The sequence below is a fragment of the Streptomyces sp. NPDC043854 genome, assembly GCF_056436005.1.
The window spans coordinates 40,007-65,251 of record NZ_JBWKDK010000036.1 but is presented as its reverse complement, the minus strand read 5'-3'; the positions used below and the strand labels follow the sequence as shown (position 1 = coordinate 65,251).

The 25,245-nt window shown below is 73.2% G+C and carries 22 protein-coding genes; 12 read left to right on the top strand and 10 right to left on the bottom strand.

All coding sequences use genetic code 11. The features are described from left to right. Positions 1 to 50: 50 nt before the first annotated feature. From AC068A_RS27340 to cpt, 3 genes are all read left to right on the top strand, one after another. Complete coding sequence (locus tag AC068A_RS27340; RefSeq protein ID WP_478588898.1) at positions 51 to 1,952, top strand: ABC transporter transmembrane domain-containing protein; 1,902 nt, start codon at positions 51 to 53, stop codon at positions 1,950 to 1,952. After that, entirely contained in the window at positions 1,949 to 3,730 is a 1,782-nt protein-coding gene (locus AC068A_RS27335) for an ABC transporter ATP-binding protein (RefSeq protein ID WP_478588897.1), read from the top strand. Before AC068A_RS27340 ends, AC068A_RS27335 begins: the two co-directional genes overlap by 4 nt. A 77-nt stretch (positions 3,731 to 3,807) precedes the next feature. After that, entirely contained in the window at positions 3,808 to 4,341 is a 534-nt protein-coding gene (gene cpt, locus AC068A_RS27330; protein ID WP_478588896.1) for a chloramphenicol phosphotransferase CPT, read from the top strand. 39 nt (positions 4,342 to 4,380) lie between these two features. Here the strand turns inward: cpt and AC068A_RS27325 are convergent, their stop codons facing one another. Then, positions 4,381 to 5,169 carry a metal-dependent hydrolase gene (locus AC068A_RS27325; RefSeq protein ID WP_478588895.1) on the bottom strand — a complete coding sequence of 263 codons (789 nt, stop codon included), beginning with the start codon at positions 5,167 to 5,169 and terminating at the stop codon, positions 4,381 to 4,383. 146 nt (positions 5,170 to 5,315) lie between these two features. On the opposite strand from AC068A_RS27325, the gene AC068A_RS27320 reads away from it, so the two are divergent. From AC068A_RS27320 to AC068A_RS27310, 3 genes are all read left to right on the top strand, one after another. Beyond that, positions 5,316 to 7,838, top strand: a complete 2,523-nt coding sequence (locus tag AC068A_RS27320; protein WP_478588894.1) for a DEAD/DEAH box helicase — start codon at positions 5,316 to 5,318, stop codon at positions 7,836 to 7,838. 106 nt (positions 7,839 to 7,944) lie between these two features. Next, positions 7,945 to 8,862: an acyl-CoA thioesterase gene (locus AC068A_RS27315; protein WP_478588893.1), complete on the top strand. Its 918-nt coding sequence runs from the start codon at positions 7,945 to 7,947 to the stop codon at positions 8,860 to 8,862. Positions 8,863 to 8,870: 8 nt separating this feature from the next. Next, a complete protein-coding gene (locus AC068A_RS27310; protein ID WP_478588892.1) occupies positions 8,871 to 9,272 on the top strand; it encodes a YchJ family protein in 402 nt (133 codons plus the stop codon). On the opposite strand, the gene AC068A_RS27305 is transcribed toward AC068A_RS27310, so the two are convergent. The 7 genes from AC068A_RS27305 to AC068A_RS27275 form a co-directional block, all read right to left on the bottom strand. Next, positions 9,236 to 10,126, bottom strand: coding sequence for a DUF6397 family protein (locus AC068A_RS27305; RefSeq protein WP_478588891.1), 891 nt, complete (start codon positions 10,124 to 10,126; stop codon positions 9,236 to 9,238). The two genes, AC068A_RS27310 and AC068A_RS27305, sit on opposite strands and share 37 nt — an antisense overlap. 128 nt (positions 10,127 to 10,254) lie before the next feature. Then, a complete protein-coding gene (locus AC068A_RS27300) occupies positions 10,255 to 10,653 on the bottom strand; it encodes a roadblock/LC7 domain-containing protein (RefSeq protein WP_179177397.1) in 399 nt (132 codons plus the stop codon). A gap of 141 nt (positions 10,654 to 10,794) precedes the next feature. Continuing rightward, on the bottom strand, positions 10,795 to 11,460 hold the full coding sequence (locus tag AC068A_RS27295; RefSeq protein ID WP_478588890.1) for a GTP-binding protein: 666 nt from the start codon (positions 11,458 to 11,460) through the stop codon (positions 10,795 to 10,797). Further along, a complete protein-coding gene (locus AC068A_RS27290; RefSeq protein ID WP_478588889.1) occupies positions 11,460 to 11,840 on the bottom strand; it encodes a DUF742 domain-containing protein in 381 nt (126 codons plus the stop codon). Before AC068A_RS27290 ends, AC068A_RS27295 begins: the two co-directional genes overlap by 1 nt. Before the next feature lie 17 nt (positions 11,841 to 11,857). Then, on the bottom strand, positions 11,858 to 12,301 hold the full coding sequence (locus AC068A_RS27285; RefSeq protein ID WP_478588888.1) for a roadblock/LC7 domain-containing protein: 444 nt from the start codon (positions 12,299 to 12,301) through the stop codon (positions 11,858 to 11,860). Next, positions 12,301 to 15,123, bottom strand: a complete 2,823-nt coding sequence (locus tag AC068A_RS27280) for a sensor histidine kinase (protein ID WP_478588887.1) — start codon at positions 15,121 to 15,123, stop codon at positions 12,301 to 12,303. Before AC068A_RS27280 ends, AC068A_RS27285 begins: the two co-directional genes overlap by 1 nt. A gap of 46 nt (positions 15,124 to 15,169) precedes the next feature. Continuing rightward, entirely contained in the window at positions 15,170 to 16,003 is an 834-nt protein-coding gene (locus AC068A_RS27275) for an MHYT domain-containing protein (RefSeq protein WP_478588886.1), read from the bottom strand. Between the two features lie 170 nt (positions 16,004 to 16,173). Here AC068A_RS27275 and AC068A_RS27270 point away from each other — a divergent pair, with 170 nt between their 5' ends. After that, positions 16,174 to 16,791 carry a methyltransferase domain-containing protein gene (locus tag AC068A_RS27270; RefSeq protein WP_478588885.1) on the top strand — a complete coding sequence of 206 codons (618 nt, stop codon included), beginning with the start codon at positions 16,174 to 16,176 and terminating at the stop codon, positions 16,789 to 16,791. Here the strand turns inward: AC068A_RS27270 and AC068A_RS27265 are convergent, their stop codons facing one another. Beyond that, on the bottom strand, positions 16,792 to 17,706 hold the full coding sequence (locus tag AC068A_RS27265) for an oxygenase MpaB family protein (protein WP_478588884.1): 915 nt from the start codon (positions 17,704 to 17,706) through the stop codon (positions 16,792 to 16,794). A gap of 134 nt (positions 17,707 to 17,840) precedes the next feature. On the opposite strand from AC068A_RS27265, the gene AC068A_RS27260 reads away from it, so the two are divergent. Beyond that, positions 17,841 to 18,620, top strand: coding sequence for a hypothetical protein (locus tag AC068A_RS27260; protein ID WP_478588883.1), 780 nt, complete (start codon positions 17,841 to 17,843; stop codon positions 18,618 to 18,620). 36 nt (positions 18,621 to 18,656) lie between these two features. Then, positions 18,657 to 18,890 (top strand): hypothetical protein, encoded by a 234-nt coding sequence (locus AC068A_RS27255; RefSeq protein ID WP_478588882.1) that lies wholly within the window; start codon positions 18,657 to 18,659, stop codon positions 18,888 to 18,890. A 52-nt stretch (positions 18,891 to 18,942) separates the two neighbouring features. On the opposite strand, the gene AC068A_RS27250 is transcribed toward AC068A_RS27255, so the two are convergent. Then, a complete protein-coding gene (locus tag AC068A_RS27250) occupies positions 18,943 to 19,125 on the bottom strand; it encodes a hypothetical protein (protein ID WP_478588881.1) in 183 nt (60 codons plus the stop codon). Positions 19,126 to 19,385: 260 nt separating this feature from the next. On the opposite strand from AC068A_RS27250, the gene AC068A_RS27245 reads away from it, so the two are divergent. The 3 genes from AC068A_RS27245 (at position 19,386) to AC068A_RS27235 (ending at position 25,119) form a co-directional block, all read left to right on the top strand. Then, positions 19,386 to 20,690: a GAF domain-containing protein gene (locus tag AC068A_RS27245; protein ID WP_478588880.1), complete on the top strand. Its 1,305-nt coding sequence runs from the start codon at positions 19,386 to 19,388 to the stop codon at positions 20,688 to 20,690. Between the two features lie 53 nt (positions 20,691 to 20,743). Beyond that, on the top strand, positions 20,744 to 22,267 hold the full coding sequence (gene exaC, locus AC068A_RS27240; RefSeq protein ID WP_478588879.1) for an acetaldehyde dehydrogenase ExaC: 1,524 nt from the start codon (positions 20,744 to 20,746) through the stop codon (positions 22,265 to 22,267). Positions 22,268 to 23,475: 1,208 nt separating this feature from the next. Beyond that, entirely contained in the window at positions 23,476 to 25,119 is a 1,644-nt protein-coding gene (locus tag AC068A_RS27235; protein ID WP_478588878.1) for a pyridoxal-dependent decarboxylase, read from the top strand. Positions 25,120 to 25,245 lie beyond the last annotated feature (126 nt).

Below are 25,245 nucleotides of genomic sequence, written 5' to 3'. Positions count from 1 at the left end.
GGCGGGCGAACCTTGCACGGTTCGGACATCTCGACCAGTCATGGGGCGTCATGCAGATCAGCGACCTTCCGCATCCGGACCCCGGGGTACCCGACACTCGCTCCGGCCCGCGCTTCCTGCTGTGGCTCGGGCGGAGGCAACTCGGCGGCCAGGCCAGGAGCCTGTGCTGGGGCCTGGTGCACTTCTGCGGCATCGCCGGGGTTCCGTACGCGGTCGGCGCGGGCGTCGAAGCGGTCGTCGAACGCGACGGCACCCGGCTGCTGCTGGTCGGCGGGCTGCTGCTGCTGATCGGCATCGCCATCTCGGTCGGCGACACGATGCTCCACCGCACGGCCGTCACCAACTGGATCACCGCCGCGGCACGCGTGCAGCAGCTCCTCGCCCGCAAGACCGCCGAACTCGGCTCCGCCCTGACCCGGCGGGTCGCGGCGGGCGAGGTCGTCGCCGTCTCCACGGGCGACGTGGAGAAGATCGGCTGGTTCGTGGAGGCGGTGTCCCGCTTCCTCGCCGCCGCCTTCGCCGTCGTCGCGATCTGCGTGGGCCTGCTGTTCTACGCGCCGTCGATCGGGATCGTCGTCGCCGTCGGCGTCCCGGTGCTCGCCCTGTCCGTGCTGCCGCTGCTGCCGCGCGCCACCCGACAGGCCGACATCCAGCGGGAGAAGGCCGGCAAGGCCACCGAGCTGGCCTCCGACACCGTGGCGGGCCTGCGGGTGCTGCGCGGCATCGGCGGCGAGGAGCTGTTCCTCGGCCGCTACCGGGAGGCCTCGCAGCAGGTCCGCGAGGCAGCCGTGCGCAGCGCCCGGATGTGGGCGCTGATCTCGGCGATCCAGGTGCTGCTGCCGGGTGTGCTGCTGATCACGGTCGTCTGGTACGGCTCGGCGCTCGTCCTGGACGGCCGGCTGGCGGTCGGCGAACTCGTCGCGGCCTTCAGCGCGGTGGCCACGATGCTCTACCCGCTGCGGCACTTCGAGGAGATCGCCATGGCGTACTCCTTCTCGCGCCCCTCCGCCCAGCGGGCCGTCCGCGTGCTGTCGCTGGCGCGTACGGAAACCCCCGCGACGCGGCCGGAGTCCCAGGCCCCCCTTCGGGCGCCGGAGCCGGGCGGGGACCTGTACGACCCGGTGACCGGGCTGCTGGCCCCGGCGGGCCGGCTCACGGCGGTGGTGTGCGGGGACCCGGATCTGGCGGGACGGCTCGCCGAACGCCTCGGCGGCCACCCCGCGGAGGGCGGGAACGGCGGGGCGGGCGACGCCGGCGGCGGCGGCGAGAACGGCAGCGGCCCCGCCGCGGGGGCCGGGGCCGCCGGCCCGGCCTCGGTGCTACTGGGCGGGATCCCGCTGGACGAGCTCCCGCTGGACACCGCGCGCACCCTGGTCCTCGTACAGGACAAGGACCCGGTGCTGCTGTCCGGGACACTGCGCGAGCTGTTCGCCGTACCGTCGTCGGGGGCGGTCGCACCGGCCGCCGCGCTGGACGCCGCCCGGTGCGGCGACGTCCTGGACGCGCTGCTCCAGTCCGCGCCGGACGGGGTCGTGGACCCGATGGACGCCCGGATCACGGAGCGCGGCCGGTCGCTGTCCGGCGGCCAGCGCCAGCGCCTGGCGCTGGCGAGGTCCCTGGCCACCGACCCGGAGGTCCTGGTGCTGGACGAGCCGACCTCGGCGGTCGACTCGCACACCGAGGCACGGATCGCGGACGGCATCAGCGCGCTGCGGTCCGGCCGGACCACCGTGGTCCTGGCCTCGTCGCCGCTGCTGCTGGACCGCGCCGACCACGTGGTGCTGGTCCACGAGGGGGCGGTCGCCGCCTCCGGTACACACCGCGAACTGCTCCACGGCGAGCCGCGCTACCGGGCGGTCGTCACCCGGGAGACCGACGAGGAGCAGCGGCTCGCCCGCCTGGAACTGGCACAGCTGGCAGAAGAACTCACAGAGATCGAGGAAACCGCATGATCGGCGTGGCGCCGCCGGAGTACGACCCGGCGGCCCCGGAATCGGCCGCCACCCTGCCCGTGGGCACCTCGGCGACCGTGCGGGGTTACGTGCGCGGCCTGCTGCGGCGGCACCGGCGGGCCTTCGCCGTCCTGGTCGCGGTCAACGCGGTCGCGGTGACCGCGTCCATGGTCGGCCCGTACCTGCTCGGCCAGGTGGTGGACCAGCTCGCGGCCGGGGCGCGCGAGCTCCATCTGGAGCGCGTGGCCGTGCTGTTCGCGCTGGCGCTCACCGTCCAGACCCTGTTCGTCCGGCTGGTCCGGCTGCGCGGGGCGATGCTCGGCGAGCAGATGCTGGCCGACCTGCGCGAGGACTTCCTGGTGCGGTCGGTGGGCCTGCCGCCGGGCGTGCTGGAACGGGCCGGTACCGGCGACCTGCTGTCGCGGATCACCACCGACATCGACCGGCTGGCCAACGCGATGCGCGAGGCCGTGCCGCAACTGGCCATCGGCGTCGTGTGGGTGGGGCTGCTCTTCGGGGCGCTCGCCGTGACCGCGCCGCCGCTGGCGCTCGCCGCGCTGGTGGCGCTGCCGGTGCTGGTGATCGGCTGCCGCTGGTACTTCCGGCGGGCCCCTTCGGCGTACCGCTCGGAGGCGGCCGGCTACGCGGCGGTCGCGGCCGCGCTCACCGAGACGGTGGACGCGGGCCGGACGGTCGAGGCGCACCGCCTCGGCCCGGCCCGGATCAAGCTGTCGGAGCGCCGGATCAAGGAGTGGACGGCCTGGGAGCGGTACACCCTGTTCCTGCGCACGGTCCTGTTCCCCGTCATCAACGCCACCTTCGTGACGATCCTCGGCTCCGTGCTGTTGATCGGCGGCTTCTGCGTGCTCCAGGGCTGGCTGTCGGTGGGACAGCTGACCACGGGCGCGCTGCTGGCGCAGATGATGGTCGACCCGATCGGCCTGATCCTGCGCTGGTACGACGAGCTCCAGATCGCGCAGGTGTCGCTGGCCCGCCTCGTGGGCGTGCGGGAGATCGAGCCGGACGCGGGCGATGCGGGCGTCGCCCCGGCGGGCCGCGACGTGCGCGCCGACGAGGTCCGCTTCGGCTACCGGGAGGGTGTGGACGTCCTGCACGAGGTGTCGATGTCCGTCCCGCCGGGCACCCGGATGGCGCTCGTCGGCCCCTCGGGCGCGGGCAAGTCCACGCTGGGCCGGCTGCTGGCGGGCATCTACGCGCCGCGCGCGGGTGAGGTGACCCTCGGCGGGGCGCAGCTGTCGCGGATGCCGGCGGAGCGGGTGCGCGAGCAGGTGGCCCTGGTCAACCAGGAGCACCACGTGTTCGTGGGCTCCCTGCGGGACAACCTGCGGCTCGCGCGGACGGGGGCGCAGGACGCCGAGCTGTGGGCGGCGCTGGGCGCGGTGGACGCCGACGGCTGGGCCCGGGCCCTGGAGTCCGGCCTGGACACGGAGGTGGGATCGGGCGGAACGGCGCTGACCCCGGCGCAGGCGCAGCAGATCGCGCTGGCCCGGCTGGTGCTGGCGGATCCGCACACGCTGGTGCTGGACGAGGCCACCTCGCTGCTGGACCCGCGCGCCGCACGGCACCTGGAGCGCTCACTGGCCCGCGTGCTGGACGGACGTACGGTCATCGCGATCGCGCACCGGCTGCACACGGCGCACGACGCCGACGTGATCGCGGTGGTCGAGGACGGCCGGATCAGCGAGCTGGGCTCGCACGACGAGCTGGTCGCCGCCGACGGGGCGTACGCGGCCCTGTGGCGGTCCTGGCACGGCTGAGCCGGACACCGGTGCCGGCACCGGCACCGGCCGAAAATCGTTTCGGCCGCGGTGGGGGCCGCCCCTACGGTGGCGCGGTGACTACTCGGGTGATCGTGTTGAACGGCGGATCCAGCTCCGGCAAGTCCGGAATCGTGCGGTGCCTTCAGGCGGTGCTGCCGGATCCGTGGCTCTCCGCCGCGATCGACTCGCTGATCGAGGCGATGCCGGCGTCCCTCCGGGCGTCGGCCTCGGGGTTCGACGTGGCCGCGGACGGCACGGTGGGCATCGGGGCGGAATTCCGGACGCTGGAAGCGGCGTGGAGGGAGGGCGTCGCGGCGATGGCGCGGGCGGGCGCCCGGGTCGTCGTCGACGACGTCTTCCTCGGGGGAGCCGAGTCCCAACAGCGGTGGCAGCGGGCCCTGGTCGGGCTGGACGTGCTCTGGGTCGGCGTCCGGTGCGCGAGCGAGGTCGCCGCGGGCCGCGAGGTCGCCCGCGGGGACCGGGCCCCGGGGATGGCCGCGTCCCAGGCGGACGTGGTCCACCGGGGCGTGGTCTACGACCTGGAGGTGGACACCACGCACACCGAGTCCCTGGAGTGTGCGCGGGCCATCGCGGCCCGGGTCGGGTGACGGCGGGACCGCCTGCGCACGCGGTCGGCCGGAGGCCGCTCAGAGGAAGCCGAGGGCCGAGGCCCCGCCGACGCCGCCGAGCAGCATGAACGCGGGCATGAGGACCTTGAGCTCCACCCAGCTGCCCGCCCGGAAGCGCATGCCCTTCGGCGGGCCGACGGGGTACCAGCGCTTCCCGGCGATCGGGAGCGGCCACAGGATCGGGCAGCCGGAGACCGTGAGGGCGTCGCCGATGTCGTGGACCAGGGCGCCGAGCAGGATGGGCAGGCCCAGCCAGAGGTACTCCTGGCCGGGGCCGAAGAGCCAGTCGGCGCCGCTGTCGGGCTGGTCGAGGACGCCGGCCAGGATCCAGGCGCTGGTGGCGCCGAGCAGCCAGACGAGGACGTCGCTGGACATCCGGGCCGCCCGCCACAGCAGGCCCTCCACGGCCAGCACGAGGTGGACGAAGAGCAGCGCCAGCACGCCCCAGCGGTCGGTGGTGACCGCCAGCGTGGAGGAGCCGGCGCCGATCAGGACGGCCCACAGCCAGGTGTGGGTCAGGGTGCGGTGGCCGCCGGAGCGCCGGGCGTCCTTCGGGGCGCGGGTGGCCTTGTAGACGGCGTAGGAGAGCTTGTCGACCACCTCGCACAGGCCCCGGGACAGCGGGCCGAAGGCGCGGGAGATCGTCGCCGACTTGTGGTCGAGGTCGGGGGCCAGGGCGGCACCCGCGCAGATGAGGGAGCCGACGACGAGGACCGGCCAGGGCATGGGGTGTCCGGCGGCGGCCGCAGCCGCGCCCACCCCCAGCCAGGCCGCCGCCCCGGACAGTGAGTGCGCCGGACCCATCATGCTCGTCTTCCCGCCCCGGTGTGTGTCTGGTCGGGCCCTGGCGACGGTGTCGTCCGGCCCCGGTCAACGGCACAGCGTACCGGTGGTGATCTTCATTCGGTCGGCCGGTTCCCTCATCCGGGCGGAAGCCAGGCAAGATGGGGGGTGTGACCCTCATTGATCAGCTCCCGCCGAACGCCGACCCCGACGCGCTCTTCGAGGCCTTCTCCTCGTGGGCGGAGGACCAGGGCATCACCCTGTACCCGGCCCAGGAGGAGGCGCTGATCGAGGTCGTCTCCGGGGCGAACGTGATCCTGTCCACGCCCACGGGCTCCGGGAAGAGCCTCGTCGCGGCCGGCGCGCACTTCACCGCCCTGGCCCAGGACAAGGTCACCTTCTACACCGCCCCCATCAAGGCGCTGGTGTCGGAGAAGTTCTTCGACCTGTGCAAGCTGTTCGGCACGGAGAACGTCGGCATGCTGACCGGCGACGCCTCGGTGAACGCCGACGCCCCCGTGATCTGCTGCACCGCCGAGGTGCTGGCCTCCATCGCCCTGCGCGACGGCAAGTACGCCGACATCGGCCAGGTCGTGATGGACGAGTTCCACTTCTATGCCGAGCAGGACCGCGGCTGGGCCTGGCAGATCCCGCTGCTGGAGCTCCCGCAGGCCCAGTTCATCCTCATGTCGGCGACCCTCGGTGACGTGTCGAAGTTCGAGAAGGACCTCACCCGGCGCACCGGCCGCCCGACGTCGGTGGTGCGGTCCGCGACCCGGCCCGTCCCGCTGTCGTACGAGTACGTGACGACGCCGATCACCGACACGATCACCGAGCTGCTGGAGACCCGGCAGTCTCCGGTGTACATCGTGCACTTCACGCAGGCCCAGGCGGTCGAGCGGGCGCAGTCGCTGATGAGCATCAACATGTGCTCCCGCGAGGAGAAGGACAAGATCGCCGAGCTGATCGGCAACTTCCGCTTCACCACGAAGTTCGGACAGAACCTGTCCCGCTACGTGCGGCACGGCATCGGCGTGCACCACGCCGGCATGCTGCCCAAGTACCGGCGCCTGGTGGAGAAGCTGGCCCAGGCCGGCCTGCTGAAGGTGATCTGCGGTACCGACACCCTCGGCGTGGGCGTCAACGTCCCGATCCGCACCGTGCTGTTCACCGCGCTCACGAAGTACGACGGCAACCGGGTCCGCACGCTGCGCGCCCGCGAGTTCCACCAGATCGCCGGCCGGGCCGGCCGGGCCGGCTTTGACACGGCAGGCTTCGTCGTGTCCCAGGCGCCCGAGCACGTCATCGAGAACGAGCGGGCCCTCGCCAAGGCGGGCGACGACCCGAAGAAGCGCCGCAAGGTGGTCCGCAAGAAGGCCCCGGAGGGCTTCGTCGCCTGGTCCGACAGCACCTTCGAGAAGCTCATCGCCGCCGAGCCGGAACCGCTCACCTCCCGGTTCAAGGTCACCAACATCATGCTGCTGTCGGTCATCGCCCGGCCGGGCGATGCCTTCCAGGCGATGCGCAGCCTCCTGGAGGACAACCACGAGCCGCGCAAGGCCCAGCTGAGGCACATCCGGCGGGCCATCGCCATCTACCGTTCGCTGCTGGACGGCGGGGTGGTCGAGCAGCTCGACACCCCGGACGCGGAGGGCCGCACCATCCGGCTCACCGTCGACCTCCAGCAGGACTTCGCGCTGAACCAGCCGCTGTCGACCTTCGCGCTGGCCGCCTTCGACCTGCTGGACCCGGAATCCCCCTCCTACGCGCTGGACATGGTCTCCGTCGTCGAGTCCACGCTGGACGACCCGCGCCAGATCCTGGCCGCCCAGCAGAACAAGGAGCGTGGCGCCGCGGTCAGCGCGATGAAGGCCGACGGGATCGAGTACGAGGAGCGGATGGAGCGGCTCCAGGAGGTCACGTATCCCAAGCCCCTCGAAGAGCTCCTGCACCACGCCTACAACGTGTACCGCAAGAGCCACCCGTGGGTCGGTGACCACCCGGTCTCCCCGAAGTCGATCATCCGCGACATGTACGAACGTGCGATGACCTTCACCGAGTTCACGGCCTTCTACGAGCTGGCCCGCACCGAGGGCATCGTGCTGCGCTATCTGGCGAGCGCGTACAAGGCGCTGGACCACACCATCCCCGACGACCTGAAGTCCGAGGACCTCGAGGACCTGATCGCCTGGCTGGGCGAGCTGGTCCGCCAGGTCGACTCCAGTCTGCTCGACGAGTGGGAGCAGCTGGCGAACCCGGAGGTGGAGACGGCGGAGGAGGCCCAGGACAAGGCCGACCAGGTCAAGCCGGTCACCTCGAACGCCCGCGCCTTCCGCGTCCTGGTCCGCAACGCCATGTTCCGCCGGGTGGAGCTGGCGGCGCTGGACCGCATCGACGAGCTGGGCGAGCTGGACGGCGAGTCGGGCTGGGACGCCGACGCCTGGGGCGAGGCCATGGATGCGTACTGGGACGAGTACGACGACCTGGGCACCGGCCCTGACGCCCGCGGCCCGAAGCTGCTCCAGATCGAGGAGGACCCGGCGCACGGTCTGTGGCGCGTCCGCCAGACCTTCGCGGACCCGAACGGGGACCATGGCTGGGGCATCAGCGCCGAGGTGGACCTGGCCGCCTCCGACGAGGAGGGCCGGGCCGTCATCCGGCTGACCTCGGTCGGCGAGCTCGGCGCGCTCTGACTCCCCCGGATCCCGTCCGGGGGAACCGCCTCCCCCGGACCCGGTCCGGGGGGACACCGGCCCGTACGCACGCCGGCCCGCCGGAGACGACAGTGGAGAACCTCTGATGACGAACCCCGCCGAGAGACTGGTCGATCTGCTGGACCTGGAGCAGATCGAGGTCAACATCTTCCGCGGTGCCAGCCCCCAGGAGTCCCTCCAGCGGGTCTTCGGCGGGCAGGTCGCCGGCCAGGCCCTGGTGGCCGCGGGCCGGACCCTCGAGAGCGACCGGCCGGTCCACTCCCTGCACGCGTACTTCCTGCGCCCCGGCATTCCCGGAGTGCCGATCGTGTACCAGGTGGAGCGGGTGCGCGACGGGCGGTCCTTCACCACGCGCCGCGTCACCGCGGTCCAGCAAGGCAAGACGATCTTCAATCTGACCGCCTCCTTCCACCATCCGGAGGAGGGCAGCATCGAGCACCAGCTGCCTCCCCGCCTCGACTTCCCCCATCCGGACACGCTCCCGAAGGTTGCGGACGAGATCCGCGAGCACTTGGGCGCGCTGCCCGAGGCGCTGGAGCGGATGGCCCGCCGCCAGCCGTTCGACATCCGGTACGTGGACCGGCTCCGCTGGACCCCGCAGGAGCTGCGGGAAGCCGATCCGCGCAGCGCGGTGTGGATGCGGGCGGTCGGCCCCCTGGGCGACGACCCGCTGGTGCACACCTGCGCCCTCACCTACGCCAGTGACATGACCCTCCTCGACGCCGTGCGCATCCCCGTGGAGCCCCTGTGGGGCATGCGCGGTTTCGACATGGCCTCGCTGGACCACGCCATGTGGTTCCACCGGCCGTTCCGTGCGGACGAGTGGTTCCTGTACGACCAGGAGTCGCCCATCGCGCACGGCGGCCGCGGCCTGGCCCGCGGCCGGATCTACGACCTGGAGGGCAGGCTGCTGGTCTCCGTGGTCCAGGAAGGCCTGTTCCGCCCGTACCCGTCCCCTCAGGCCCGGCCGTCCACGCCGGCCGAACCGACCCCGAAGAGCTGAGCACCCCCATGTCCGACCCGGTCCTCCCGTGCCCCTGCGGGCTGCCCGCCTCCTACCCGGAGTGCTGCGGCCGCTTCCACTCCGGTGCCCGGCAGGCGCCCACCGCCGAGCTGCTGATGCGCTCCCGGTTCAGCGCCTTCGCGGTGGGCGACACGGCCTACCTGATCCGCTCCTGGCATCCGAGCACCCGACCCGGCCGGCTCGACCTGGATCCCGACCAGCGCTGGGTGCGGCTGGAGATCCTCGGCGTCGAGCGCGGCGGGATGTTCGAGACGGAGGGCTCGGTGGAGTTCCGGGCGCACTACCGCGAGGGCCGGCACACCGGTTCCCTGCACGAGAACAGCGCCTTCGCCCGGGAGGGCGGGGCCTGGGTCTACGTCGGCCCCCTCTCCCCCGTCGACTTCAGCTGACCGCGCGCCCCGGCCAGGACGAAGTCCAGGCCGGCGCGGTACCAGTGGACCTCGTCGGGCTGCTCCGCCCGCAGCAGCCGCTGCGCCACGGCCGCGGCGGCCGGGATCTGCGGGTGCCGGTAGGGCGGGGACGGGGCGAGGGCGGCGAGCACGATCCGCTCCGCCGGGTCGGGCACGGCCTGCCGGACCTCCTCCTCCGGGAGGACGGAGGCCAGTACGGCGGCCCGCTCCCAGGGGTCGGCGGTCCGTCCCAGCAGCAGCCCGACGTGCCGGTCGCGCCAGGTACGCGGGCGCAGGTCCGTCCCGGCCGCCATCAGCTGCCGGTCCTCCTCGGATGCGCCGCCGCGCAGCAGCCCCGGTTCCCGGGCGGCGAACTCCCGTAATTCCGCGGCCAGGTAGAGCCACACCACCGCCCGGTAGCGGTTGATCCGGTAGCCGACGGGGGCCATGCGCCCGCAGCGGGCGAGCCGGATGAACCGGCTCGGCCCGATGCCCATCAGCCGCCCCGCGGCACCCGATCCGGCGACGGTCTCGACCCGGGCGCGCAGGGCGTCCGGGAACCCCTCGGCGGACCTGACGCGGTCCAGCTCGGCCTGCGTGTACCGGGCCGCTCCGCCGGGAGCCGGCGGCCCCGCCCGCACGATGCCCAGCTGTACCGCGCGGGCGAACTCGCTGCGGGTCAGCCCCAGTTCCCCGGCGGCCCGGGCCCCGCCCACCGCACCCCCCGGCTCCGCACCGGATCCGGCGACGGCCCCGCTTCGCACCCCGGCCGCCGCAGCGGCCGGCGCCCCGGCCACAACCCCGCACCCGACCCCGGTCCCCGTCCCGGTCCCGGCCTGCGCCACGAGCTTCATGACGATCCCCCTCACGCATCAGCACGATTACTCTGCGTGAAGACCGTAACTCGGCGCGACGACACCCGGCCAGGCCTGTGGATAACTCCCGGAAGGACCGCGCGGCCATCCCGCGCTCCCCGCCGCCGTCACCCCCCGGTGATCCGCCGCTCCGCCACGCCCAGGTGCTCTCCCACCCGGTTGACCAACAGCGTCATCTCGTACGCCACCTGGCCTATGTCCGCCTCGGCCCCGCTCAGCACGCACAGCGAACTGCCCGAGCCCGCCGCCATCACGAACAGCGCGCCGTCGTCGTACTCGACCATCGTCTGCCGCACCTCACCGGCCCGGAAGTGCCGGCCCGACCCCTTCGCCAGGCTCTGCAAGCCCGCCGCCACCGCCGCCAGATGCTCCGCGTCCTCCCGCGCCAGCCCCGCGCTCGCGCCCGTGACCAGCCCGTCGTTGGACAGCACCACCGCGTGCCGGACCTGCTGGACCCTGCGCGACAGGTCGTCGAGCAGCCAGTCGAGCTGCTTGTCCAGTGCCATTTCAAGCCCCTCCCCGTTGCGCCGCCGCCGTGGCCGCGCCGCACCCCGCTTGGATTTCGCAAGCCTTCCCCACCAGGGGCTTTCCGGCAAGGAGGAAGCGCCCATGGCGTGGAAGATGACTCAAGAGTCCCGCAGGCGGGTTCACAGCGGCCCGGCCTGCACCCCCACCGACTCCAGCAGCCGCGCGGTGTGCACCCTCCCCGCGTATTCAACGAGCCTGATCAGCACTTCCTTCCCCGAATCCCGGTCCCGCGCGTCACACAGCACCACCGGCGTCCCCGGTTCCAGGTCCAGCGCCCGCGCCACCTCGTGCGTCCCGTAACGCCGTGCGTCCGCGAAGCAGTTGACGGCCACGACGAACGGAATGCGCCGGTGCTCGAAGTAGTCCACCGCCGGGAAGCAGTCCTCCAGCCGTCGCGTGTCGGCGAGCACCACCGCACCCAGCGCGCCCTGCGACAGCTCGTCCCACACGAACCAGAACCGGTCCTGCCCCGGCGTCCCGAACAGGTAGAGGGAGAGCCCGGCGCGGATGGTGATCCGCCCGAAGTCCATGGCGACGGTCGTGGTCGTCTTGTGTGCCACCCCGCCCGTGTCGTCGACCAGTTCGCCCGCCTCGCTGAGCCGTTCCTCCGTCCGCAGCGGGCGGATCTCGCTGACCGCCCCGACGAGCGTGGTCTTGCCGGCCCCGAACCCGCCGGACACGAGTATCTTCAGCGCGAGCGCCGCCAGTTCGCCGCCGTCCTCCGGCCCCGGGGCCGGGTCGTGTCCGCCGCCGGGCCCGCCCGGCAGGTCGTCGTGTCGTCCCATCACAGCGCTCGCAATCCCTCGATGACTTCCCGCAGAATCCGCTCGTCCGGCAGCGTGGCGGGCGGCACCGGCCGGCTGACGCGGACGTGCCCGGCCTCCAACAGGTCCCCGAGCAGCACCCGGACCACGCCCACGGGCAGGTCCGCGTCCGCCGCGAGCTCCGCCACCGACTGGGTCTCGGACCGGCAGAGTCCCAGCAGGGCCCGGTGCTCGGGGCCGAGCAGGGACTCGCCGGCCGGGTCCGCCCCGCCCGCGTCCACCACGACCAGCGCGATCAGATCAAAGCGGACACCGTGCGGACCCGGCTTCGTCCGCCCGCCCGTCACGGCGTACGGGCGGACGAGCGGGCCCGCGTCGGCGTCGTACCACTGGCCGTCCATGTGCCGGACCGCCGCCTTCAGCCCGCGGCCGGCGGCTGTGCCGCGAACCGGGGCGGCGTGTACAGGTGCTCCCCGACCCGCTTGACGAGCCGGGCCATTTCGTACGCGATCAGCCCGATGTCGGCGCCGGCCGCGCTGAGCACGGACAGGCAGGACCCGTCCCCGGCCGCCGCGACGAAGAGGAACCCCTCGTCCAGCTCCACCAGCGTCTGGCGTACGCCCCCGACCCGGAAGTGCCGGCCCGCGCCCTTGGCGAGACTGTGGAATCCGGAGGCCACGGCCGCCAGGTGTTCCGCGTCCTCCCGGCTGAGCGCGCTGGAAGCGCCCACCGCCAGCCCGTCGTTGGACAGGACCACGGCATGCCGGACCTCCCTGACGCGGACCACCAGCTCGTCCAGCAGCCAGTCCAGTTCGCCGGCTCTGCGGATCCCGCCGGCGCCGAATCCCTGGTCCTCGATCATCACGCTTCTCCTTCACTGCCTGGCTGGGCGGAGTTCTCCTGGGCGCCGCGGACCCAGCCGGCCCGGTAGGCCGCCATCCGGTCCCGGGCCTGCTCCGGGCTGCGCTCCGGCTCCTCCGCCGGCGGGGGTGTGCCCGCACCGGCCGCCGGGGACTTGGGGGCCGGTGCCTCGCGCAGCTGCGGAACCAGACTTGCCTGGCGTACGCGGCGCGGCAGCTCGGCTCCCGAGGAGTCGGCGGCAACGGCTCGAGGCAGCCGGGACAGGGGGAGCGGGGCAGGAGCGGGGCCGGGGGTCGAGGGGGGCGCTGCGGGCGCGGGTACGGGCTCGGGCGCGGTGGCGGGTACGGGCTCGGTAGCGGGTACGGGCTCGGGCTCCCCTGCGGCCGGGGGCGTCAGCCGGGGTGCGGGTTCCGGCGCCGCGGCCGCCCATGCCGGGGCCCTCCTACGCGTGACCACCCCGCCCGCCCCGCCCGTACCGCCCGTGCCACCGCGCGGCCGCAGCGCGGACACCGGGTCCGGGTGCGGCTCCTTGCGTACGGGGCCTCGGTCGGCGGCCGGGACACCGCGCGCGTCCTCCCGTGCGGCGGCCACGGCGGGCGGCTTCCGGTCCGCCTCCCGGGCCGGGGCGGCCGCCCCGGTCAGGGCCGGTCCCGCGTCCCCGGCCCCGGTCCGGGGCTCCGGGTCCGGGGCGGGGGCAGGGTCGGAGCCCGGCTCGACCGCCCCCTGGAGCAGGGACTTCGGCAGGAGGACCACGGCGGTGGTGCCCCCGTACGGCGACGGACGCAGGTGCACCTTCACGCCGTGCCGGGCCGCGAGGCGGCTGACCACGAAGAGCCCGAGCCGGTCGCTGTCGAAGAGGTCCAGGGCCTCGGACTCCTCGATGCGCCGGTTGGCCTCCGCCAGGCTTTCGCGGCCCATGCCGAGTCCGCGGTCCTCGACCTCGAGGACGTACCCGGCGCCGACGGGCTCCCCGCTGACCCGGACCTTGGTGTGGGGAGGGGAGAACTGGGCGGCGTTCTCGATGAGTTCGGCGAGCAGGTGGGTGAGGTCGGCGACCGCGGCGCCGATGACGGAGGCCTCCGCGGTCCGGCCCACCTCGACGCGCGGGTAGTCCTCGATCTCGGAGACGGCGGCCCGGACCACGTTCGTCAGCGGGACCGGCATCCGCCACGCCCGCCCCGGGGCGGCGCCCGACAGGATGATCAGGCTCTCGGCGTGCCGGCGCATCCGGGTCGTGAGGTGGTCGAGGCGGAAGAGGTCGCCGAGCTCGCCGGGGTCGTCCGCGCTCCGCTCCATCGAGTCGAGCAGGCTGAGCTGCTTGTGCACGAGGACCTGGCTGCGGCGGGCCAGGTTGACGAAGACCCCGCTGATTCCGCCGGCGAGTTCGGCGCGTTCGACGGCGGCGCCCAGGGCGGCCCGGTGGACGGTTGCCAGGGCCTCGCCGATCTGGGTGATCTCGTCCTCGGCGGCGGGTCCCGGCGGGGCTTCGGCCTCGACGTCGATGGCCTCGCCGGCCCGGAGCCGCTGCACGGCGTGCGGGAGCTTGCGGTGGGCGATCTCCAGGGCGGTGTCGCGCAGCGAGACGAGTTCCTCGAGGAGGCCGCGGCCGATGCGAACGGAAATGACGAGCGAGGCGGCGACGGCGGCGAGGCCCAGCACGACGACGGCGCCGGCGGGGCCGATGGCGCCTGCGGTGAGGGGGCCGCCGCGGTCGGCGGCGGCGCGGGCGGCGGTTTCGATCTCCCGCATGGAGGCGCTGACGCTCGTGTACGCGGCCTCCCAGCCGGTGGCGGCGGCGCGGGGGTCCTTGGCCGTTCCGGCGGTCAGCACCCGGTCCTCGGCGCCGGTGAGGTCGGCGTAGGCCGCGCTCTTGGCGACCGCCTGCCAGGCGTCCCGCTGGGCGGCGGGCAGGTCGTCGGCGGAGCTCGCGGTGAGCGTACGGCGGGTCTCTATCGCGCCGGTGAGGCGCCGGAGCGATTCGGTGCTGCGCTGGCCCGGCAGGGAGATCAACGCGTCCTCGCGGGCCAGGAGTTCCCCGGCGCGGGCGAATTCGAGCAGGACGCGGGCCTCGGGGCCGAGCTCGGCCTGCTCGCCGCCCGTGAGGAAGCCGGCGACGGCGAAGGCGCTGTCGACGGCGCGCGTGTACGTCTCGTACGCCGCGTCGGGGGTGGTGCGGCGGTCGCTGATGTCCCTGCGGGCGGATCCGAGGCCCTCGGCGGCGGCGACGAAGGCGCCGAGGCGGACGACGAGTTCGGTATGGTGGCCGCCGGACTCGGCGACGGTGTGCCGGTCGCCCAGCCGGAGTCGGCGGACCGCGTCGTCGGTGCGCCGCTGCTGCTTCTCCAGCTCGGCGGCGCGATCGGGGGCGGCGGGGTCGGCCAGGTAGCGGACGGCGGCGCGGCGCTCGGCCTGGAGCTCCGTGACCGCGGCCGCGACGGGGGTGCGTATCCGGTCGTCGATCCGCTGGGCGTGGCTGATCCGGGCGATGTCCTGGGCGGTGCCGACGGTGGCGAAGCCCCAGAGGGCGAGCAGCGAGACCACCGGAACCATGAGCAGCGAGACGATCTTCGCGCGGACGGTCGCGGGCCGCAGTCGCAACAGCAGCCGCGGTCGCGGCCGCCGGCCGGGGTGCGGGCGGGCGGCGCCGGGGCCCGTGCCCGTGCGCGGGCCCGTACGGAGAGGGTCGGCGGATTCCTGCCCGTGCCGCCCTGGTTCCGGCTCCGGTTCGTCGGCGGGCGGTCCTGCATGGGCCCGGCGGCCGCGGGCCGGGGGCGCGGGCAGGCGCTGCGCCGCTGGTTCCGGTTGTCTGCGGGGTGTACGCATGGGCTCCTCGTCGGGGGTGCGGGCGGGCGGGCGGGCGGGAGGAGGGTCAGTGGGCGGTCGCGGCGGTCGCGGCGGCCGCGCCCGGCCCGCCCGGTGCCCGGCGGGCGGGCGCCGGGGCGGGGACGGCCGCGGTGGAGGCAGGAGCGGAGGCGACCCGATCGCCGGTGGTCGGCGAGAGCGCGACGAACGCCGAGGTGAGGAAGAGGTACGAGCCGAGCCCGACGGCGAGCGGAAGGACGAACTGCAGGGCGGTGGCGCCCGGCAGGGCCTGGTCCGAGGGGGTGACGCGGACGGCGACGGCCATCATCCCGGTGTAGTGCATGCTGCTGACGGCGGCGCCCATGACGAGCGAGGCGACGGCGACGGCCGCGGGCGACTCGATGTTGAGCGCGGCCCACAGGGCGGCCGTGGCGGCGACGACGGCGACCGCGACCGACAGGCCGACGGTGGGCGGGTCGTACGAGATGCTGCCGTGCAGCCGCAGGGCGGCCATGCCCAGGTAGTGCATGCTGGCGACGCCCAGCCCGGTGGTGAGGCCGCCGAGGAGCAGGGACCGCCTGCTCTGCTTGCCGTAGCCGACGGCGAAGACGCCGCACCCGACGACCAGGATGGCGACGACCAGGCTGAGGACGGTCAGCGGCACGTGGTAGCGGATCTCGGTTCCGGTGACGTGGAAGCCGAGCATCGCGACGAAGTGCATGGTCCAGATGCCGGTGCCGATGGCCGAGGCCGCGGTGAGGAGCCAGTTGCGGCGGGAGGAGCCGGTCGTGGCGAGCGCGCGCACGGTGCACCGCAGCCCCAGGGCGGCACCGACGGATGCCATCACATATGACAGTGCCGGCGTCAGCCAGCCGTACGCCGCATGGTCGAGGTGTCCCATGGCCCCGGGACGCTAGTCCGGGTGAGGGCACGAACAAGGGACGCATTTCGAAAGCCACTGGAACTGCTGGAATATGACAGAGCTACGTTCGTCTCCGATCACAGCTCGTGCCACCTTGCCCACGATCCGCACACGCAGGGACCTGGGGGGCCATGGGGGACGATGTGCCCATGACGGAAGACCGCTCGACACACACAGACGTCGCACACGTGCAGGAGTTCTTCGGGGCGCGCGCGGCCGGCTGGGACGCGAAGTTCCCCGACGACGGGCCCGCCTTCGCCGAGGCCGTGGCCGACTTCGGGCTGCGGCCCGGGGACCGCGTCCTCGACGCGGGCTGCGGGACCGGGCGGGCCCTGGCCGCACTGCGGGCCGCTGTCGGACCGTCCGGCACCGTACTCGGCGCGGACATCACCCCGCAGATGCTGGCCGCCGCGCGGCGGGCCGGGCGGGATGCCGAAAGCGCCCTGCTGCTCGCGGACGTGGCCCGGCTGCCGCTGCGCGACGCGGCACTCGACGCGGTGTTCGCCTCCGGGCTCGTCGCGCACCTCCCGGACCCGGCGGCAAACCTGCGCGAGCTGGCCCGCGTCGTCCGCCCGGGGGGCGGGCTCGCGCTGTTCCACCCGATCGGACGGGCGGCCCTGGCGGCCCGCCACGGCCGCGCATTGGCCCCGGACGACCTGCGGGCCGAGCACAACCTCGGCCCGCTGCTGGCCGGTTCGGGCTGGGAGCTGGTCTCGTACGCCGACGAGGACGCGCGCTTCCTGGCCCTCGCGGTGCGCCGCGGCTGATCAGGCCGGGGGCTGGGCCTCCGCCCCGGCGGGCCGGCGCGGGTGCGGTACGGGGCATCCGCCCAGCCCGGGCACCGGGAAGGTGCCGAGCTCGCCCACGTCGTAGCCGTTCCGGTAGCCCTTGATCTCCGGGTTCTGGCGGGCGTAGTGCGGGGCCTTGCGCGGCGGCAGCAGCCGGACGGCGCGCCCGCGCAGCCGCAGGGCGCCCCGGACCAGCCGCTGGACCTGCGGGCGGGGGCGCTCGAAACGGAAGGCGTCGAGCAGCGGCTGGTCCAGCAGGGCCAGGCTCGCCCCGCGCAACGCGGGGGCCAGCGCAGCCGGGTACCAGGAGGCCATGAGGTCCAGGGTGGAGTCGGCGACCTTGCGGCCGCCCTCGTCCCATCCGAAATGGGCCTTCTCGTAGGCGTTCAGGGTCTCCTCGAACTCCTCGTAGGAGCCCGGAACGTCCTTGATGCCCATGTGCCGGCCGAGGGTGGCGTAGTAGTTCGCGCAGGCGCGGCGCTCGTGGTGGGTCATCGGGCGCCAGCCGTAGTCGTCCATCCAGCGCGCCGGAATCACCACGAACGTACACAGGACGTAGCGCATGTCCTCGTTCGAGATGTCGTAGCTGCGGTGCATCTGGTTGATGCGGCGGATCGCGCTGCGCGCGGTCTCGCTCTCGAAGCCGTGCTCCACGACGGCGTCGAGGAGCAGCGCGGTGTCGTCGTAGCGCTTCTGCGGGCGGTCGGTGAACTCGGCGGTCTCGGCCAGGAGCCGGCCGATGCTGGGGACGGCGTAGGTCCGGAAGAGCGCGAGCTCCAGGGCGCGGGTGAAGTCCCAGGGGAACTCGTACGTGGCGGTGAGCCGGTAGATGGTGAGGAAGTCCTTGTCCGGGTCCAGACCGAGGATCTCCCTCAGCCGGTTGTAGCGCTGCACCGGGTGTCCCTTTCTGTGGCGGGTGGTCAACTCTACGTACAGGTAGCGGCGTGGAAATCGCTGCCCGCAGGCTCTCGACGCGGGGGTTACCCGCTGGTTAGGGTGCGCCGACGAGCGAGCGACCGGGAGGCCAGGTGTCCGATGACGAGGAGGGCGGTTCGCTCTATGTGCTGACCGCCGTGCTGCTGACCCCCGCCCAGTTCCCGAGCGTCCTGGGCGACGACTTCCCCGAGGCGTGTGCGCTGCTGGGCGTGCCCCCGGCCGCGGAGGGTTACGGGCTGGTGCTCGGGCAGGACGAGGAGGGCGCGCGCTGGACGGTCGTCGTCGACGACGTCTCGCTCGTGGCCGCCGCGATCGCCTCCTGGGACTGCGGGATGGAGTACGACCTGTCCCCCGACGAGCGGACGATCGTGGTCTCGCTGGCGGGATGGCCGCTGGACCTGGCCGTGGCCGCCCCCGGCGTACCGGACCCGCACGACCCGGAGCAGGGCGCGGACGGCACCGGACGGGTGCCGCTGACCCCGCCGTCCGCCGACGCCTGGGGGCCGGTACAGCGGCGCATGGGCGCGGACCAGATCGCCCGGGAGTGGGCCGGCTGGCAGGGGCAGGCCGCGGCCGACGGCGGCGCCCGGGCCGCCGCGCACCCGGGGCTCGCGCGGGCGCTCTCGGAGGCGCTGGACTACACGCGGAAGGCTCCGCCACCCGGGCGGGTGCGGTCCTCCTTCGCCGGTGAGGACGCGCGCATGCTCCGGGTGGACGGGCCCGGCTGGTCGCTGGTGGCCCGTACCGACGGCGCGGCCTTCGTCCTGCTGGACGACGAGCCGAACGAGGTCCTTCCGGTGCCCCCGGGTGGGGAGCGGGGACTTCCGGAGTTGCTGGCCGCGCTGGACCGCATCTCCGTACGACCGGCCTGAGGGGCCCGGCCGCGCCCGGCCGCCCGGCCTGCCCCATTGACAGACCGATCGGCCGAGACCAGCGAGGACGAGGGGGACGAGATGGTGGTGCAGTCCGAGCCGGTGGGCGTGGTGGTGGGCGGCCGCGCGGAGGTGGCCGACGACGACTGGGAACGGGAGAGGGCGCTGATCCGCCTGGACTCCGGCCGCTTCGGCCCGGAGTCCCTGTACGGGCTGGAGTCCTTCTCGCACCTCGACTGGGCCACCGAGCTGATGCGGGACGACTACTGACCCGCCCGGGCCCGCTCGGGAGGCGGGCCGGACGGAACGCCTCCCGACGGGCTCAGCGGCCGAGCTGCTTCCTGGATATGCCCCGCAGGCGGCGGCGCTGGGAGGGGTCCAGCAGCAGATAGGCCGCCGCCGGAACACCGACCAGGACCAGCAGCCCGGCCCAGAACCCGACCAGCCAGAACACCACGATGGCTGCCACGACTCCGGCAACTGCGACACCCGCACGCCTGGACATCAGCGGACACCTCCACCCGTCATCGATCAATACGCCGTCACCTGGCTCAACGCACCACGGCGCCGGCGCGTTCCCGACGGAACCTGCCGGGTCGGCCCGACCCGACCCGGCGCAGCCCGCCCGCAGCTGCGCTCCGTGCACACCGGGCGACGGCGATGCGACACGGAGTGGCTGGGCACGGCCTTGTCGCCGTCCCGCGCCGCGGCGACGATGGGGCGCTTCCGGGGCTGCGGGAGCTCCGGAATCCGCGGGAGGGTGACATGGACGAGCCGCCGCTGGCACTGCCTGCCGGAGCCGACCCCGCCGAGCACAGGCGCGCACTGCGCAGGGCGCACACCGCGTTCACCCTGCACGGTCGCGTCGAGGCCCCGGTCCGGGCGGTGATCGCGAGGTCCTGGCAGCGCTGCGCCCGGGCCCGCGTCAGCCCGGACTGCGCGCCCGAGGTGGCACTGGCGGAGGCGGAGCTGCGGCCGTACCGGGCACAGCACCCGCTCGCCCGGGTGATGCCGCTCATCCGGGACCTGGTCGGGGCGTTCGCGGCACACGGGTCGCACCTGCTGGCGGTGTGCGACGCCCGGGGCAGTCTGCTGTGGGTGGAGGGCGAACCGGCCACCCTGCGCCGCGCCGAGCGCCTCGGCTTCGTCCCGGGCGCGCGGTGGGCCGAGACGGCGATGGGCACCAACGCGCCCGGCACGGCGGTCGCGGTCGGCAAGCCGGTCCAAGTCCTCGGGGCCGAGCACTTCAGCCGCCGGGTCCACGCCTGGACGTGCGCCGCGGCCCCGGTGCGCGCCCCCCGTACCGGCCGGGTCCTGGGCGCGGTGGACATCACCGGCGGCGACGGCCTGGCCCACCCCCACTCGCTCGCCTTCGTGCAGGCGGTGGCCCGCGCGGCCGAGTCCCAGCTGGCCCTGCTGGACCCCGTGGCCGCGGCCGCCGGGGACACCCTCCGGGCCCTCGGCCAGGACGAGGCCCTGCTGGTCGGTGCCGACGGGGCACGGACCCGCCTGGGGCGGCGGCACAGCGAGATCATGGCCCTGCTCGCGCACCATCCCGACGGGCTGACCGGCGAGGAGCTGGCGATCGAGCTCTACGAGGACGAATCCGTGTCACCGGTCACGTTACGCGCCGAGATGTCACGGCTGCGCGGCCTGCTGGGCTCCCGCGCACCGCTCTCCCGCCCCTACCGCACCGCCGCTCCGCTGCAGGCCGACTTCACCGCCGTCACCCGCCACCTCGCCGCCGGAGCCGTCTCGGCCGCCCTCCAGCACTACGCCGGCCCCCTCCTGCCCTCCTCCACCGCCCCCGGCATCGCACGGATGCGCCGCCGCATCGAGGACCAGGCGCGAGCCGCCGTGATCGCCCGGGCGGACGCGGGGCTGCTGACCGACTGGGTGTGCACGCCGTGGGGCGCGGACGACCCGGAGGTGTGGCGGGCCCTGGCCGCGGCCCTGCCGCCCGAGGACCGCCCGGCGGCGCTGGCCCGCGTACGCTCCCTGGACGGCGAACTCGGCGCCGTACCACCGCTCCGCCGCCGTGCAACGTATCCGCAACCTGCGCGCTCCTAGCCTCCTGCCGAGCGCCGGCCGACGGCGGCCGAGCCCGGCAAGGGGAGGACACCATGGCCCGTTACGCTGCACCCGGCACCGAGGGCGCGCTGATGTCGTACGCGTCCCGGTACGGCCACTTCATCGGCGGCGAGTACGTCGAACCCGTCCGCGGGCAGTACTTCGCCAACCCCTCCCCCGTCAACGGCGAGACCTTCACCGAGGTGGCGCGCGGCACGGCCGAGGACGTGGAGCGCGCCCTCGACGCGGCGCACGCGGCCGCGCCCGCCTGGGGACGCACCTCGGCGGCCGAACGGGCCGCCGTCCTGCTGCGCATGGCGGACCGGACGGAGGAGCACCTGGAGGCCCTGGCGGTCGCGGAGACCTGGGAGAACGGCAAGCCGATCCGCGAGACCCTGGCCGCCGACCTGCCGCTCGCCATCGACCAGTTCCGCTACTTCGCGGGCGCCCTGCGCGCCCAGGAGGGCGCCCTCAGCCAGCTCGACGACGACACCGTCGCCTACCACTTCCACGAGCCCCTCGGCGTGGTCGGGCAGATCATCCCCTGGAACTTCCCCCTCCTGATGGCGGTGTGGAAGCTGGCCCCGGCCCTGGCGGCGGGCAACACGGTGGTGCTGAAGCCGGCCGAGCAGACGCCGGCCTCCGTGCACTACTGGCTGAGCCTGGTGGCCGACCTGCTGCCGCCGGGCGTGGTGAACATCGTCAACGGCTTCGGCGAGGAGGCGGGCAAGCCGCTGGCGTCCAGCCCGCGCGTCGCGAAGATCGCGTTCACCGGGGAGACCTCCACGGGCCGGCTGATCATGCAGTACGCGGCGGAACACCTCAAACCGGTCACCCTCGAACTCGGCGGCAAGAGCCCGAACATCTTCTTCGACGACATCTGGACGGTCGACGACGAGCTGCGCGACAAGGCCCTGGAGGGGTTCGCCATGTTCGCCCTCAACCAGGGCGAGGTGTGCACGAGCCCGTCGCGGGCGCTGATCGAGCGCGGCCGGTACGCGGACTTCCTCGACGCGGCCGTCGCCCGCACCGAGCTGATCGTCCCGGGGCATCCGCTGGACACGGACACGATGATCGGCGCGCAGGCCTCGGAGGAGCAGCTGCGGAAGATCCTGTCGTACGTGGAGATCGGCCAGCGGGAGGGCGCGAAGATCCTGACCGGCGGCGAGCGCATCGACCACGGAGGCGACCTGGCCGGCGGCTACTACGTCCAGCCGACGATCTTCGAGGGCGACAACCGGATGCGGATCTTCCAGGAGGAGATTTTCGGACCGGTGGTGTCCGTGACCTCGTTCCAGGACTTCGAGGACGCCATCCGCATCGCGAACGACACCGCGTACGGCCTGGGCGCGGGCGTGTGGACCCGCGACATCAACACGGCGTACCGGGCGGGCCGCGCGATCCAGGCGGGCCGCGTCTGGACGAACTGCTACCACGCCTACCCGGCACACGCCGCCTTCGGCGGCTACAAGCAGTCGGGCATAGGCCGCGAAACCCACAAGATGATGCTGGAGCACTACCAGCAGACGAAGAACCTCCTCGTCTCGTACTCCCCGAAGAAGCTCGGCTTCTTCTAGCGGAGTGAAGTCGGGTGCCTGGAAAGAATGTTGCCCTCTCCAGGCACCCAGCGCGTGAGGCGCATGCCGATGCCGCACGAACACTGCGCGTAACCAATGGATCCATTCAGGGGCAGCTTCCGGACCAGCCACGGTCCAGAACGGCGTACTTCAGTCACTCGTGGCGACGATGCCCTGGCAGCCTCCATGAACGGATGACAGTCGCGACCGGCTGCTCCACCCACAAGGACATGGCGACGACGTCCCCTCGTTCGGGAAGCAGCCGAAGCGGGCGGTTACCTCGACTCAGCGCGCACGCGAGCCTCCTGCCGGCAGCGGCCTGGTTGAAGGTGAGCGTGTGCTCCACCTCGAAGAGATGGCCGGCCCGCTGGGCGTTGGCCAGGCCCGCGTAACGGCGGCGGGGCGCCGCACCGTCTCCTGACGTCCAGGGTCTCCATGGTGGCGGCGGCGAACCTGCGGGTTGCCGCATCCGCCACCAGCGACCCTCCGCCCAGCCAGGCCAGGGTAGCGCTGGTAGCCGCCGCTCCGGACAGACCCGAGGTCGCGGTGCCCGTCGACGCGGTCGCGAAGGCCCCAACCCGGCGCTGTGTGCCGACCGCTCTGCTTCGGCCTCACCCCCAACCCGGCGGTCAAGTCCGCCCTGGTTGGAGCTGGGCCTTCTCGTGCTCGGGCAGGGGCCGGTAGGCCGTGCAGGAGGCCCAGACCGACTCCGCCCTGCTTCGTCGGGTCAGCGACCGCGCCCACCAGCGCTTGGCGGAGCAGCTGCTCACCGCTCCGATACTCCCCAAGCGCCGAATTCGGCCATTCGTGCACCTCTTTATGACCCGAAGCCGCTATCCCGAGAGCCGCCGAAACGTCACTCTCGAAGGGGCTTCCAGGGAATTCAAAATAAACCCGTCTCACCCGAAATGATGAGAGTGGGAGCAAACGTAGACAGGTGGGTCATCGGGGCGTTACGTCACGCATATCCTGTGTCCCGCGAGGCCCTGGACAGGACAGCCGAACATGGCGGTTGCCGCCGTTTGCGCAGTCCGGCACCCCGGTGACGGGTTGCGTCAGCGATCCGCCCGTTGAACGCCTTACCGGCGGACAACTCTCGCTACCGCCTTCATCTCTTTGGACACGAGCACCTGCCGAAGCCGTTGCCGTCTGGCGGCGATCCCGCACCTGAATGCCGCTTCGGGAAATTGCTCAGAATCGGACATGGAATGATTACCGAACGCACGGATACGCCTCTGGCGACAATTCCGGCCAACGACGACTACCGGTTGGGTACCGACGCCTACACCGACGAGCAGCGGATCGCGGTCCTCTCCAAGCTGGAGGGGTACCTCGGCGAGCGGAGCCGGCGTCTGCTGGGGTACCAGGTCAACCTGTCGCTCGACGGCCACGCAGCCCTCGGACGCTTCCTGGGCCACCACATCAACAACATCGGGGACCCGTTCGTCGACAGCAACTACAGTCTTCACTCGCGGTGGCTGGAGCGGGCGGTCCTGGAGCACTACGCCCGCCTGTGGCACGCCCCCCTGCCCCAGAACCCGGCCCGCCCCGGGGACGAGGACGGGTGGGGGTACGTGCTGTCCATGGGCAGCACCGAGGGCAACCTGTACGCGATGTGGAACGCGCGTGACTACCTCGATGGCAATGCCCTGGTGCGTGACGAGGTCTCCGGCGAAGCCAGCTGCCGGACCAGCTACCTGCGGGCCAAGCACCCTGACGACAACCCCAACGCCTACTCCCCGGTGGCGTTCTTCTCGCAGGAGACCCACTACTCCCACATCAAGGCGATGCGGGTGCTGGACATCCCGACCTTCTACGACTTGGGCGGCAGCCTCTACCCCGGGGAGTGCCCCATCAACGTGGCCGGCACCGGGATGCAGACCTACAACGGCTGGCCGCTCGGCGGCGTCCCGACCACCGGTGGCGACGAGGGACCCGGCACCGTCGACGTCGACGCCCTGGTCGCCCTCGTAGAGTTCTTCGCCGCCAAGGGCCACCCCGTCCTGGTGAACTTCAACGTGGGCAGCGTCTTCAAGGGTGCCTACGACGACGTCCAGACCGCGTGCGAGCGCCTGCGCCCGATCTTCGAGAAGCACGGCCTCGTCGACCGCACCGTGCGCTTCGACCCCGACGACCCGAAGCGGGTCAGTGTCCGCAACGGCTACTGGATCCACGTCGACGGAGCGCTGGGCGGCGCCTACGCCCCCTACCTGGAGAAGGCCCGCGACCGCGGACTCATCGACAGCGCGCCGCCGGTGTTCGACTTCCGGATTCCCGAGGTGTCCTCGATCGTCACCAGCGGCCACAAGTACCCTGGTGCGCCCGTCCCCACCGGGATCTACATGTCCCGTGCGGGATCCAAGCTGCGGCCGCCGTCGGACCCTGCGGTGGTCTCCTCCCCGGACAGCACGTTCGCCGGCTCCCGCAGCGGATTCGCCTCTCTGGCCATGTGGAATCACCTGGCTCAGTTCAGCGAGGAGCAGCAGGTACGGCAGGCCGCCGAGGTCCTGCGGATCGCCGAGTACACGGCGGAACGCCTCCGGAGTCTCAGCGCGCAGTTGCGGGAACGCGGCGAGCCCTGGGCCGAGGACGGCATCGAGGTCGGCCACGGAGACCACGCGCTCAGCGTCTGGTTCCAGCAGCCCCGCGCCGAGATCGCGCAGAAGTACTCGCTCGCCTGCGTTCCGCTCAACCTCGGTGGCCGTCGGCACGACTACAGCCACGTCTACGTGATGCCGCACGTCACGCAGGAACTTATCGACGAGCTCCTTGACGACCTCTCCCGCCCCGGCGCCTTTGACCGCTCCGCCGAACAGGACGCCGAGCGGCCCCCGCTTCCCCGCCAGCGCTGACCCGCGGACGGCAGCCGGACCACAACCGCCGGCCAGCCACCTGCCGATGTTGCCCCGCACGTCCCCGCGTGCGGGGCAACACGCCGAGGGCGCCTCCGTCGGCCCGTCACCTCGGAAGCTCGGACA

What these genes read in the sequence shown, in the direction of transcription:
- AC068A_RS27340 (WP_478588898.1), top strand. Translation starts at nt 51, where the DNA reads ATGCAGATCAGCGACCTTCCGCATCCGGACCCCGGGGTACCCGACACT.
- AC068A_RS27335 (WP_478588897.1), top strand. Translation starts at nt 1,949, where the DNA reads ATGATCGGCGTGGCGCCGCCGGAGTACGACCCGGCGGCCCCGGAATCG.
- AC068A_RS27325 (WP_478588895.1), bottom strand. Translation starts at nt 5,169, where the DNA reads ATGATGGGTCCGGCGCACTCACTGTCCGGGGCGGCGGCCTGGCTGGGG.
- AC068A_RS27315 (WP_478588893.1), top strand. Translation starts at nt 7,945, where the DNA reads ATGACGAACCCCGCCGAGAGACTGGTCGATCTGCTGGACCTGGAGCAG.
- AC068A_RS27310 (WP_478588892.1), top strand. Translation starts at nt 8,871, where the DNA reads ATGTCCGACCCGGTCCTCCCGTGCCCCTGCGGGCTGCCCGCCTCCTAC.
- AC068A_RS27305 (WP_478588891.1), bottom strand. Translation starts at nt 10,126, where the DNA reads ATGAAGCTCGTGGCGCAGGCCGGGACCGGGACGGGGACCGGGGTCGGG.
- AC068A_RS27300 (WP_179177397.1), bottom strand. Translation starts at nt 10,653, where the DNA reads ATGGCACTGGACAAGCAGCTCGACTGGCTGCTCGACGACCTGTCGCGC.
- AC068A_RS27295 (WP_478588890.1), bottom strand. Translation starts at nt 11,460, where the DNA reads ATGGGACGACACGACGACCTGCCGGGCGGGCCCGGCGGCGGACACGAC.
- AC068A_RS27290 (WP_478588889.1), bottom strand. Translation starts at nt 11,840, where the DNA reads ATGGACGGCCAGTGGTACGACGCCGACGCGGGCCCGCTCGTCCGCCCG.
- AC068A_RS27285 (WP_478588888.1), bottom strand. Translation starts at nt 12,301, where the DNA reads ATGATCGAGGACCAGGGATTCGGCGCCGGCGGGATCCGCAGAGCCGGC.
- AC068A_RS27280 (WP_478588887.1), bottom strand. Translation starts at nt 15,123, where the DNA reads ATGCGTACACCCCGCAGACAACCGGAACCAGCGGCGCAGCGCCTGCCC.
- AC068A_RS27275 (WP_478588886.1), bottom strand. Translation starts at nt 16,003, where the DNA reads ATGGGACACCTCGACCATGCGGCGTACGGCTGGCTGACGCCGGCACTG.
- AC068A_RS27270 (WP_478588885.1), top strand. Translation starts at nt 16,174, where the DNA reads ATGACGGAAGACCGCTCGACACACACAGACGTCGCACACGTGCAGGAG.
- AC068A_RS27250 (WP_478588881.1), bottom strand. Translation starts at nt 19,125, where the DNA reads ATGTCCAGGCGTGCGGGTGTCGCAGTTGCCGGAGTCGTGGCAGCCATC.
- AC068A_RS27245 (WP_478588880.1), top strand. Translation starts at nt 19,386, where the DNA reads ATGGACGAGCCGCCGCTGGCACTGCCTGCCGGAGCCGACCCCGCCGAG.
- exaC (WP_478588879.1), top strand. Translation starts at nt 20,744, where the DNA reads ATGGCCCGTTACGCTGCACCCGGCACCGAGGGCGCGCTGATGTCGTAC.
- AC068A_RS27235 (WP_478588878.1), top strand. Translation starts at nt 23,476, where the DNA reads ATGATTACCGAACGCACGGATACGCCTCTGGCGACAATTCCGGCCAAC.